At 73.7% G+C, this 11,608-nt stretch carries 12 protein-coding genes; all 12 read left to right on the top strand.

Going from position 1 to position 11,608, the window contains the following annotated elements; translation table 11 throughout:
- Positions 1-237 precede the first annotated feature (237 nt).
- Positions 238-567 (top strand): TcmI family type II polyketide cyclase, encoded by a 330-nt coding sequence (locus tag IE245_RS35155; RefSeq protein ID WP_189955277.1) that lies wholly within the window; start codon positions 238-240, stop codon positions 565-567.
- Positions 564-1,835 carry a beta-ketoacyl-[acyl-carrier-protein] synthase family protein gene (locus tag IE245_RS35150; protein ID WP_189955276.1) on the top strand — a complete coding sequence of 424 codons (1,272 nt, stop codon included), beginning with the start codon at positions 564-566 and terminating at the stop codon, positions 1,833-1,835. Before IE245_RS35155 ends, IE245_RS35150 begins: the two co-directional genes overlap by 4 nt.
- Positions 1,832-3,046 carry a ketosynthase chain-length factor gene (locus IE245_RS35145; protein ID WP_189955274.1) on the top strand — a complete coding sequence of 405 codons (1,215 nt, stop codon included), beginning with the start codon at positions 1,832-1,834 and terminating at the stop codon, positions 3,044-3,046. The genes IE245_RS35150 and IE245_RS35145 overlap by 4 nt, the downstream gene beginning before the upstream one ends.
- Positions 3,047-3,117: 71 nt before the next feature.
- The gene (locus tag IE245_RS35140) at positions 3,118-3,390 is read left to right on the top strand and encodes an acyl carrier protein (protein WP_189955273.1); all 273 of its coding nucleotides are present in this window, start codon (positions 3,118-3,120) and stop codon (positions 3,388-3,390) included.
- 165 nt (positions 3,391-3,555) lie between these two features.
- Positions 3,556-4,341, top strand: a complete 786-nt coding sequence (gene fabG, locus IE245_RS35135; protein WP_189955271.1) for a 3-oxoacyl-ACP reductase FabG — start codon at positions 3,556-3,558, stop codon at positions 4,339-4,341.
- A 40-nt stretch (positions 4,342-4,381) separates the two neighbouring features.
- Positions 4,382-5,323 carry an aromatase/cyclase gene (locus tag IE245_RS35130; protein ID WP_189955269.1) on the top strand — a complete coding sequence of 314 codons (942 nt, stop codon included), beginning with the start codon at positions 4,382-4,384 and terminating at the stop codon, positions 5,321-5,323.
- On the top strand, positions 5,320-6,795 hold the full coding sequence (locus tag IE245_RS35125; protein ID WP_189955267.1) for an FAD-dependent monooxygenase: 1,476 nt from the start codon (positions 5,320-5,322) through the stop codon (positions 6,793-6,795). The genes IE245_RS35130 and IE245_RS35125 overlap by 4 nt, the downstream gene beginning before the upstream one ends.
- A 60-nt stretch (positions 6,796-6,855) precedes the next feature.
- Positions 6,856-8,400, top strand: coding sequence for an FAD-dependent monooxygenase (locus tag IE245_RS35120; protein WP_189955264.1), 1,545 nt, complete (start codon positions 6,856-6,858; stop codon positions 8,398-8,400).
- 47 nt (positions 8,401-8,447) lie between these two features.
- Positions 8,448-9,359 (top strand): alpha/beta hydrolase, encoded by a 912-nt coding sequence (locus IE245_RS35115; RefSeq protein WP_189955262.1) that lies wholly within the window; start codon positions 8,448-8,450, stop codon positions 9,357-9,359.
- Between the two features lie 3 nt (positions 9,360-9,362).
- On the top strand, positions 9,363-10,655 hold the full coding sequence (locus tag IE245_RS35110) for an MFS transporter (protein WP_189955260.1): 1,293 nt from the start codon (positions 9,363-9,365) through the stop codon (positions 10,653-10,655).
- Positions 10,652-11,005, top strand: coding sequence for a phosphopantetheine-binding protein (locus IE245_RS35105; RefSeq protein ID WP_189955258.1), 354 nt, complete (start codon positions 10,652-10,654; stop codon positions 11,003-11,005). The genes IE245_RS35110 and IE245_RS35105 overlap by 4 nt, the downstream gene beginning before the upstream one ends.
- A 19-nt stretch (positions 11,006-11,024) precedes the next feature.
- On the top strand, positions 11,025-11,608 hold a 584-nt coding region (locus tag IE245_RS37555), incomplete at its 3' end, for a carboxyl transferase domain-containing protein (protein ID WP_373305456.1).

Raw genomic sequence — 11,608 nt, 5'->3', positions numbered from 1 at the left:
CCATCACCGGACTCAACGCCGAGGTCGGCGCGTCCGTCACCTCCGGCGCCGGCATCTGCGACATCAAGGCCTGACGGGAAACCGGGAGACGCGGACCGGCACGCGAATTTCCGGTCGGCCGGTTGACGAATATGACACTGCCCTGACATTGCGGCTGTTGAAAACCGATCCGGCCGACCCGGATACTTGTCTTAAATTCTTTCGGGAGTCTAGCGGGTGCGAAAGGAAGAGGGGAAAATGCACAGCACGTTGATCGTCGCGCGAATGGACCCGGCAGCGAATGTGGACGTCGCCAAGCTTTTCGGCGAATTCGACGACACGGAAATGCCGCATCGCATGGGGACGCGCCGTCGGCAGCTGTTCCACTATCGAGGACTGTACTTCCACCTCCAGGACTTCGACGCGGACAACGGCGGCGAACGGATCGAGGAGGCCAAGACCGACTCGCGGTTCGTGGCGATCAGCGAGGACCTGAAGCCGTTCATCACCGCCTACGACCCCGCGACCTGGCGCTCGCCCGCCGACGCGATGGCCACGCGCTTCTACCACTGGGAGGCGTCCGCGTGACCGGCCGACGAGTCGTCATCACCGGCATCGAGGTCCTGGCCCCCGGCGGCGTGGGCCGGGAGAACTTCTGGAACCTGCTGAGCGAGGGCCGTACCGCCACCCGTGGCATCACGTTCTTCGACCCCGCTCCGTACCGCTCCAAGGTCGCCGCCGAGATGGACTTCGACCCCGAGGCCCACGGTCTGACCCCGCACGAGATCCGCCGCATGGACCGCGCCGCCCAGTTCGCGGTCGTCGCCGCGCGCGGCGCCGTCGCCGACAGCGGGATCGAGCTCCAGGCGTACGACCCGTACCGGGTGGGCGTGACCATCGGCAGCGCCGTCGGCGCCACCATGGGCCTGGACGAGGAGTACAAGGTCGTCAGCGACGGCGGCCGGCTGCACCTCGTCGACCACGAGTACGCGGTGCCGCACCTCTACAACTACCTGGTGCCCAGCTCCTTCGCGGCCGAGGTCGCCTGGGACGCCGGCGCGCAGGGCCCCAGCACGGTGGTCTCCACCGGCTGCACCTCGGGCATCGACTCCGTCGGACACGCCGTGGAGCTGATCCGCGAGGGCACCGCCGACGTCATGATCGCGGGCTCGTCCGACGCGCCGATCTCCCCGATCACCATGGCCTGCTTCGACGCGATCAAGGCGACGACGCCCCGGTACGACGCCCCCGAGAGCGCCTCCCGGCCCTTCGACGGGACGCGCAACGGCTTCGTCCTCGGCGAGGGCGCGGCCGTCTTCGTCCTGGAGGAGCTGGAGCACGCCAGGAAGCGCGGCGCGCACATCTACGCGGAGATCGCCGGCTACGCCACGCGCTCGAACGCGTACCACATGACCGGGCTGCGCCCGGACGGCGCCGAGATGGCCGAGGCCATCGACACGGCCCTGGCCGAGGCCCGGATGAACCCGACCGCGATCGACTACATCAACGCGCACGGTTCCGGCACCAAGCAGAACGACCGGCACGAGACCGCCGCCTTCAAGCGCAGCCTCGGCGAGCACGCCTACCGGACCCCGGTCAGCTCCATCAAGTCGATGGTCGGGCACTCGCTCGGCGCCATCGGCTCCATCGAGATCGCCGCGTCCGCGCTGGCCATGGAGCACAACGTGGTGCCGCCCACGGCCAATCTGCACACCCCCGACCCCGAGTGCGACCTCGACTACGTCCCGCTGGTCGCCCGGGAGCAGCTGACCGACGCCGTGCTCACCGTGGGCAGCGGCTTCGGCGGATTCCAGAGCGCCATGGTGCTGGCGCGACCCGAGAGGAGCGTGGCATGACCACCTCGGTGGTAGTGACGGGCCTGGGCATCGCCGCTCCCAACGGGCTCGGGACGCGGGAGTACTGGGAGGCGACCCGCAACGGCAAGAACGGCATCGGCAGGGTCACCCGCTTCGATCCGTCCTCCTACCCGTCCACGCTGGCCGGAGAGGTCCCGGGCTTCGTCGCCGAGGACCACCTGCCGAGCCGGCTGCTCCCGCAGACCGACCGGATGACCCGGATGGCGCTGGTCGCCACCGACTGGGCCCTCCAGGACGCGGACATCGACCCCGCGGAGCTGCCCGCCTACGACATGGGCGTCGTCACGGCCAGCTCCTCCGGCGGCTTCGAGTTCGGCCAGAACGAGCTCCAGAAGCTGTGGAGCCAGGGCAGCCAGTACGTCTCCGCGTACCAGTCGTTCGCCTGGTTCTACGCCGTCAACAGCGGCCAGATCTCCATCCGCAACGGGATGAAGGGGCCCAGCGGGGTCATCGTCAGCGACGAGGCCGGCGGCCTCGACGCGGTGGCCCACGGCCGCCGGCTCATCCGCAAGGGCACCCCGGTGGTCGTCTCCGGCTCGATCGACGCCTCGATCTGCCCCTGGGGGTGGGTGGCGCAGCAGGCCGCCGGCCGGCTGACCCGCAGCACCGAGCCGACCCGGGCGTACCTGCCCTTCGACGCCGAGGCGTCCGGCTACGTGCCGGGCGAGGGCGGCGCCATCCTGATCATGGAGTCGGCCGAGTCCGCCCGCGAGCGCGGCGCCCGCGTCTACGGCGAGATCTCCGGCTACGGATCCACCTTCGACCCGAAGCCGGGCAGCGGCCGCGAGCCCGCCCTGCGCAAGGCCATCGAACTGGCCCTGGCCGACGCGGACCTGACCCCCGGCGACATCGACGTCGTCTTCGCCGACGCGGCCGGCGTGCCGGAACTCGACCGGATCGAGGCGGAGGCGCTCACCGCCGTCTTCGGCGCCCGGGGCGTCCCGGTCACCGCGCCCAAGACGATGACGGGCCGCCTCTACTCGGGCGCCGGCCCGCTGGACATCGCGTCCGCCCTGCTCGCCTTCGAGGAGGGACTGATCCCTCCGACGGTCCACGTCACCGCGGACGACGACTACGCCCTCGACCTGGTCGTCGACCGGCCGCGGCAGGCCCCGCTGCGTGCCGCGCTGGTCGTGGCCCGCGGGTACGGCGGCTTCAACTCGGCCGTCGTCGTCCGCGCCGCCGGCTGACACCGGCGCCCGTCACACCCCCGGTCGCCCGGCGACCGGTTCGACCGATCTCCCCTCCGGAAGGAATCCACGTGTCCACTGCGCCTTTCACCCTGGACGACCTGCGCCGCGTTCTCCTCGAGGCCGCCGGTGCCGACGAGGGCGTCGACCTCGCCGGCGACATCCTCGACGTCCACTTCGAGAGCCTCGGCTACGAGTCGCTGGCGCTCCTGGAGACCGGCAGCCGCATCGAGCGCGAGTACGGCGTCGCCCTCGACGAGGACCTGCTGGCCGACGCCCAGACCCCGCGCGCGCTCATCGCCGCCGTCAACGAGGCGCTCGGCACCGTCCAGCAGGCCGCCTGACCGTCCGCACACCCCAGCGGCCGGGCCTGACCGTCCGCACACCCAGCGGGCCGGGCGATCGGTTGAGCCCGGCCCGCCCGCGGTCCACCGCCACCGCTGTCGACCGCCACCGCCGTCCCCCGTGACCGCTGTCCACCGTCACCGCCGGAACCCCGAAGAGGAAACATGTCTACGCAGCACAACCGGGTCGCCCTGATCACGGGCGCCACCAGCGGCATCGGACTGGCCGCCGCCCGAGCCCTGGCCGCCGACGGCCACCGCGTCTTCATCGGCGCCCGCAACGCCGACACCGTGGCGGCCACGGTGAAGGAGCTCCAGGCCGAAGGGTTCGAGGCCGACGGCAGCGTCCTCGACGTGCGGGACTCCGCTTCCGCCGCCGCCTTCGTCCAGGCCGCCGTCGACCGCTTCGGCGGCGTGGACGTCCTCGTCAACAACGCCGGGCGGTCCGGCGGCGGCGTCACGGCCGACATCGCGGACGAGCTGTGGGCCGACGTCATCGAGACCAACCTCAACAGCGTCTTCCGGCTGACGAAGGAGGTCCTCAACACCGGCGGCATGCGCCACAAGAACCGCGGCCGCATCATCAACATCGCCTCCACCGCCGGCAAGCAGGGCGTCGTCCTGGGCGCCCCCTACTCCGCCTCCAAGCACGGCGTCGTCGGCTTCACCAAGGCGCTCGGCAACGAGCTGGCCCCCACCGGCATCACCGTGAACGCGGTCTGCCCCGGCTACGTCGAGACCCCGATGGCCGAGCGCGTCCGCCAGGGCTACGCCGCCGCGTACGACACCACCGAGGACGCGATCCTGGAGAAGTTCCAGTCCAAGATCCCGCTCGGCCGCTACTCCACCCCGGAGGAGGTCGCCGGCATGGTCGCCTACCTCGCCTCGGACACCGCCGCCTCCGTCACCGCGCAGGCCATCAACGTCTGCGGCGGCCTCGGCAACTTCTGACCGGCCCCGCCCGCACCGAACCCTGGAGAACGAAGCCGTCATGACGACCCGTGAGGTTGAGCACGACATCACCATCGCCGCGCCCGCGCCGGCGGTCTACCGGCTCCTTGCGGAGGTGGAGAACTGGCCCCTCATCTTCCCGCCGACCATCCACGTCGACCGCGTCGAGGAGAGCCCCACCCAGGAGCGGATCCGCATCTGGGCCACGGCCAACGGCGAGGCCAAGAACTGGACCTCCCGCCGGGAGCTGTTCCCGGACGAGCTGCGCATCACCTTCCGCCAGGAGGTCAGCCCGGCGCCGGTCGCCTCGATGGGCGGCACCTGGATCATCGAGCCGCTCGGCGAGGACGAGTGCCGGGTGCGGCTGCTGCACGACTACCGCGCCGTCGACGACGACCCGCACGACCTGCTGTGGATCGACGAGGCGGTCGACCGCAACAGCCGCTCGGAGCTGGCGGCCCTCAAGAAGAACGTCGAACTCGTCCACGGCGCCCGTGAACTGACCTTCTCCTTCGAGGACTCGGTCCGCATCGACGGCGAGGCCAAGGACGTCTACGCCTTCATCGACGAGGCCGACCGGTGGCCCGAGCGCCTGCCGCACGTGGCCACCGTCCGCTTCTCTGAGGACACCCCCGGCCTGCAGAGCCTGGAGATGGACACCCGCGCCAAGGACGGCTCGGTGCACACCACCAAGTCGTACCGGGTCACCTTCCCCCACGCGAAGATCGCCTACAAGCAGGTCACGCTGCCCGCGCTGATGACCCTGCACACCGGCCGCTGGACCTTCCAGGACGACGGCACCTCCGTCGTCGCGACCTCCCAGCACACCGTGACCCTCAACGCCGACAACATCGCCGCCGTCCTCGGCGCCGAGGCCACCGTCGACGACGCCCGGACGTACGTCCACACCGCGCTGTCCACCAACAGCCTGGCCACCCTCAACCACGCCAAGGCGTTCGCAGAGAGCAAGCGCCGGCCGTGACCGCCGACCGCCGGGACACGGACGTCGTGGTGGTCGGGGCGGGGCCCGCCGGACTGATGCTCGCCTGCGAGCTCAGGCTCGGCGGCGCCCGGGTGCTCGTGCTCGACGAACGGACGGGACCGACCACCGAGTCCCGTGCCTCGACGCTGCACGCCCGCACCATGGAGATCCTCGACTCCCGGGGACTCCTCGCCGCCCTCGGCGCCCCGCCCCGCGACGCCCGCGGCCACTTCGGCGGCGTACCGCTCGACCTGACCCTGCCCGGTCCCCACGCCGGGCAGTGGAAGGTCGACCAGACGCGCACCGAGGAACTCCTCGGCGACCGGGCCGCCGAGCTCGGCGCCGACGTGCGGCGCCGGCACCGGGTCCACGAGGTGACGGTCCGGCCGGACGGCGTCGAGGCGGCGGCCGAGGGACCGGGCGGAACCCTGCGGGTGCGCGCCCGCTACCTGGTGGCGTGCGACGGCGAGGACAGCACGGTGCGGCGGCTGACCGGGGCGGAGTTCCCCGGCCGCGCACCGCGCCGCGAACTGCTCCGCGCCGACGTGCGCGGCCTCGACATCCCCGACCGGCGCTTCCAGCGCCTGGAGCGGGGCCTCGCCATCGCCGCCACCCGGGGCGGCGTCACCCGCGTCATGGTCCACGAGTTCGGGCGGCCCGTCCGCCCCGGGGGAGGACAGCCGGACTTCGCCGACGTCGTCGCCGCCTGGCGGCGCGTCACCGGCGAGGACATCGGCCACGGCACGCCCACCTGGGTCAACGCCTTCCACGACGCCAACCGGCAGCTCGCCCGCTACCGGCACGGGCGGGTGCTGTACGCGGGAGACGCCGCGCACCAGCAGATGCCCAGCGGCGGCCAGGCCCTCAACCTCGGCGTGCAGGACGCCTTCAACCTCGGCTGGAAGCTCGCCGCCGTCGTCCGGGGCAGCGCCGGCGAGGCCCTGCTCGACACCTACCACGACGAACGGCACGCCGTGGGCGCCCGCACCCTCGCCAACATCCGGGCCCAGGGCGACCTGCTGCTCGGCGGACCGGAGGTCGAACCCGTCCGCGCCCTGCTCACCGAACTCGTCGCCCTGGACGGCGTACGCGAGCACCTGGCCGGGATGATCAGCGGCGTCGGCATCCGCTACGACGCCGCGCCCGGGGCGTCCCCCCTCGTCGGAGCGCGGCTGCCCGACGCCGTCCTGACCACGCCCGACGGCGCCGTACGCACCACCGAACTGCTGCGCGGGGGCCGCGGGCTCCTGCTGCTCCCCGCCACGGCCGGCGCCCGCGCGCTCGCCGACGCGGCCCTGCCGTGGGGCGCGGAGACCGACGTCGTCGACGCCCGGCCCGCGCCCGGATCCGGTCTCCCCGGGGACCAGGCCGTCCTCGTGCGTCCGGACGGCCACGTCGCCTGGGCCGGCGACGACGCCGGCGGTCTGCGCGAGGCGCTCGGCCGCTGGTTCGGGAGTCCGCCGACCGCCTGAGAGTCCGAGCCGAACGACCAGCCACCCGAGGCGTGCCCCGCACGCGAGGAAAGGAAATTCATGGACAGGAAAACGGACGCGGACGTCATCGTCGTCGGTGGCGGTCCCACCGGCCTGATGCTGGCGGGCGAGCTGCGGCTCGGCGGGGCGAGCGTCATCGTCGTCGAGGCCCTCGCACAGCCCACCGGCCAGTCCCGCGGCCTCGGCTTCACCGCCCGCGCCCTGGAGTCCTTCGACCAGCGCGGCCTCGTCGAGCGCTTCGGCGGCCTGGAGACCAGCCCGATGGGGCACTTCGGCGGCGTGGTCTTCGACTACACGGTCCGCGAGGACGCGCACTTCGGAGCCCGCGGCATCCCGCAGTCCCAGACCGAGGCGGTCCTGGAGGAGTGGGCCGCCGAGCGTGGCGCCGACATCCGCCGAGGCCTGCGGTTCCTCGCCCTGGAGCAGGACGAGGACGGCGTCACGGTCACCGTCGCCGACGCCGGCGGCGAGGAGCGGCGGCTGCGCGGCCTGTTCCTGGTCGGCGCCGACGGCGGGCACAGCGCGGTCCGCAAGGCCGGCGGATTCGCCTTCCCCGGCACCTCCGCCACCCGGGGCATGTACCTCGCCGACGTCGTCGGCTGCTCCGTGCCGCCCCGCCCCCTGGGCGAGCGCCTCCCCGGCGGCATGGTGATGGCCGCGCCGCTCGCGGAGGGCGTGGACCGCATCATCGTGTGCGAGCACGGCACGCCGCCCGCCGACCGCAGCGAGACCCCCGAGTTCGCCGAGGTCGCGGAGGCCTGGAAGCGGCTCACCGGCGAGGACATCTCCGGTGGCGGGGCCGCCTGGGTCAGCTCCTTCACCGACGCCACCCGCCAGGTCACCGAGTACCGCCGGGGCCGGGTGCTGCTCGTGGGCGACGCCGCGCACATCCACCTGCCGGCCGGCGGCCAGGGCCTGAGCACCGGCGTCCAGGACGCGGTCAACCTCGGCTGGAAGCTGGCCGCCACCGTCCGCGGCTGGGCACCCGAGGGCCTCCTCGACACCTACCACGGCGAGCGCCACCCGGTCGGCGAGCGGCTCCTGTCGAACACCCGCGCCCAGGGCCAGGTCTTCCTCGGCGGCCCGGAGTCCCAGCCGCTGCGGGACCTGTTCGCCGAGCTCATCGAGCACGACGACGTCAAGCGGCACCTGGCCGGCGCGGTCAGCCACCTCGACGTCCACTACGACCTCGGCCCGGACGGCCACCCCCTCGCCGGCCACCGGCTGCCGCCGCGCGCCCTCGACACCGCGCGGGGAGAGGTGCGGACGCCCGAACTGTTCCACCCGGCGCTGGGCGTGCTGCTCGACCTGTCCGGCACCGCCGGCCTGCGGGACCTCGCGGAGGGCTGGAAGGACCGGGTCGTCACGGTCGAGGGCACGCCCCGTGACCCGGCGGCCTTCGGCGGGGCCACCGCGATCCTGGTCCGCCCCGACGGGTACGTCGCCTGGGCGGGCGCCGACGGGACCGGCCTCGACGCCGCGCTGCGCCGCTGGTTCGGCGCCCCCGCCACCGGGGACGGCGCCGACGTCACCGGGATCAAGGCGGCCATGGACCAGTGGCTCGTCACCCCGGACCGCGGATGAGTACCCTCCGGGCGACCGGCGCGCGGCCGGAACCCACGGCACGCCCGATGTCGCCGGGAGTGCGCCCGATCGTCCTCCAGGCGGGCGACAGGACCCTGTCGGCGCTCGTCGCCCGGCCCGACGGGCCGCCGCGGGCCACGGTCCTCGCCGTGCACGGCGGCGGGATGAGCGCCGGCTACTTCGACGGGCAGGCGCACCCCGACGTGTCGCTCCTCGCCCTGGGCGCCCGGCTCGGCTACACGGTCGTCGCCGTCGACCGGCCGGGCTACGGGCTGTCCGCCGCGGAGCTGCCGAGCGGCCAGGACCTGGCCGCGCAGGCGGCCACGCTGCGGGCCGCCCTGGCCCACCTCGGGCAGCGCGGCGACCCGGGCGCCGGCCTGTTCCTCCTCGCCCACTCCTTCGGGGGCAAGCTGGCGCTGACGTACGCCGCGTCCGACGCCGACGCGCCGGGCCCGGCCGCTCCCGAACTGCTCGGCCTGGACATCTCCGGTCTCGGCCGCGACTACGCGACCGAGCCGGAGGCGCTCGCCGACCCGCTGGCACAGCGGAACTCGAAGCGGCACTGGGGCCCGCTGCGCTGCTATCCGCCGGACACCTTCCGGCAGGCGAGGGGCCTGGTGGCGCCCATGCCCGAGCGGGAGCGGGCGGAGGCCGCCCAGTGGCCGCGGCTGTTCGCGGCGGCGGCGGGGCGGGTCCGGGTCCCGGTGCGGCTGACCTTCGCCGAGCACGAGTTCTGGTGGCACCACGACGAGGAGGCCCGCGCCGAGCTCACCGCGCAGTTCACGGCGGCGCCGTTCGTCCGGGTCGACGGCCAGCCCGACGCCGGCCACAACATCAGCCTGGGCTGGGCCGCCCGCGCGTACCACCTGCGGGCGTTCGGGTTCTTCGAGGACTGCCTGGCCCGCCGGGCCGCGGGTCCGGCCGCGGCCGCCGGCCGGGCCGTGGCGGCGGCCTGCTGAACGATGGGGAAGAACCTTCCTGCCCCCTTCCGGTCCCTGGCCGTCCGCAACTTCCGGCTCTTCGTGACCGGCCAGGTGGTCTCGGCCGCGGGCACCTGGATGATGGTGACGGCCCAGGACTGGCTGGTGCTGGACCTGACCGGGGACTCGGGGACGGCGCTCGGCACCGTGACCGCCTTCCAGCTGGCCCCGCTGCTGCTGTTCACGCTGTACGGCGGCCGGCTCGCCGACCGGTACGACAAGCGGTGGCTGCTCGGGGCCGCCAACACGGCCGCCGGGCTGCTCGCCCTGGTCCTGTCGGTCCTGGTGATGTCGGGCGCCGTCCGGCTCTGGCACGTCTATCTGGCCGCGCTGTGCCTCGGGCTCGTCAACGCCGTCGAGGTGCCCGCCCGCATGGCGTTCGTCAGCGAGCTGGTCGGCCCCGAGCTGCTGCCGAACGCCTCCTCCCTGAGCGCCGCCTACTTCAGCACGGCCCGCATGGTCGGGCCCGCCGCGGCGGGGCTGCTCATCGCCTGGATCGGCGTCGGACCGGTCATGCTGGTCAACGCGCTGAGCTACCCGGCCACGGTGGTGGCCCTGTGCCTCATGCGTCCCGGGGAGCTCGTCCGGTCCGCGCGGTCCGCGCGGTCGGCGAAGGTGGTCGACGGGCTGCGCTACGTGCGGGGCAGGCCCGATCTGCTGGTGCCGCTCGTGCTGGTCGGGACGGTCGGCCTCGCCGGCTTCAACTTCCAGCTGACGCTGCCGCTGCTCGCCAAGACCGTCTTCCACGCCGACGCCTCGGCGTTCGGACTGCTCAGCGCCGCGTTCGCCGCCGGTTCGCTGGGCGGCGCGCTGCTCGCCACGACCCGCAGCGGCCGTCCGGCGGCCCTGCTCGTCACCGGCTCCGCGGTCGCCTTCGGCGCGCTGGAGACGGTCGCGGGGTTCGCCCCCGACCACGCGACCGCCGCCGTGCTCGTCGGCCTCACCGGGGCCGCCGGCATCTACTTCGTCCAGGCCGCCAACCACTACGTCCAGCTGGGCAGCGCGCCCGAGTACCGCGGCCGGACGATGGCGCTGTACACGCTGGTCCTCCAGGGCCTCACCCCGCTGGGCGCGCTGCTCGTCGGCTGGCTGTCCGCGCGGTACGGCGCCCGCTCGGGCCTGTACCTGGGAGGGCTCGTCTCCCTGGCGGCCGGCCTCGCCGTACTGGTCCCGGCCCTGGTCCGCCGACGCCGTGCCGCTGCCGGTGCCGCCGGCGCCGAGCCCGCCCCGGACCCGGCCGCCCCCGCTCCATCCGCGACAGGAAGGACACCATGACCACCGCCGAAGCACCCGCCCCGCACGGGCTCGAACGCCTCCGGGACCTGGAGGGGCTGCGCCGCCTGCCCCGGGAGGAACGCGTCGCCGCGATCTGCCACCTGCTGCGCCTCGAACTCCAGCGCCTGCTCGCGGTCCCGCCGGCGCACCGGCTCTCGGCCGACCTCCCCCTGGGCTCCCAGGGCCTCGACGCGATCAACGCGCTGAGCCTGGAGCGCGCGATCCGCACCGTGCTGCGCACGGAGGTGCCCGCGGAGGCGCTGCGGGCGAGCACGGTCGGCGAGGTGGCCGAGCGCCTCGCCGGGGCGACCGGGCCCCACGACGAACAGCCGTCATCCACCCACCGCTAGCAGACAAGGAGCACCGCACATGTCGATCGCGGCTGCCGACGAACTCACCGCACGTCTGGACGAGTTGGCCGAACGAAAGACCGCCGCACGGGACGGCGGCGATCCCCGGGCGACCGAACGCCAGCACGCCAAGGGCAAGCTGACGGCCCATGAGCGCATCGCCCTCCTGCTCGACAAGGGCAGCTTCAGCGAGGTGGAGCCGCTGCGCCGGCACCGCGCCACCGGCTTCGGCCTGGAGGCGAAGAAGCCGTACGGCGACGGCGTCGTGACCGGCTGGGGCACGGTCGAGGGCCGTACGGTCTTCGTCTACGCCCACGACTTCCGGGTCTTCGGCGGCGCCCTGGGCGAGGCCCACGCCACGAAGATCCACAAGATCATGGACATGGCCATCGCGGCCGGCGCGCCGCTGGTCTCCCTGAACGACGGCGCCGGCGCCCGCATCCAGGAGGGCGTCTCCGCCCTCGCCGGCTACGGCGGCATCTTCCGGCGCAACACCAAGGCGTCGGGCGTCATCCCGCAGATCTCGGTGATGCTCGGCCCGTGCGCCGGCGGCGCCGCCTACAGCCCCGCGCTGACCGACTTCGTCTTCGCCGTCCGGGACAT

This window comes from Streptomyces roseolus (assembly GCF_014649855.1).
GTDB classification, from domain to species: domain Bacteria; phylum Actinomycetota; class Actinomycetes; order Streptomycetales; family Streptomycetaceae; genus Streptomyces; species Streptomyces roseolus.
This window is presented reverse-complemented; position numbering and strand designations above follow the sequence as displayed.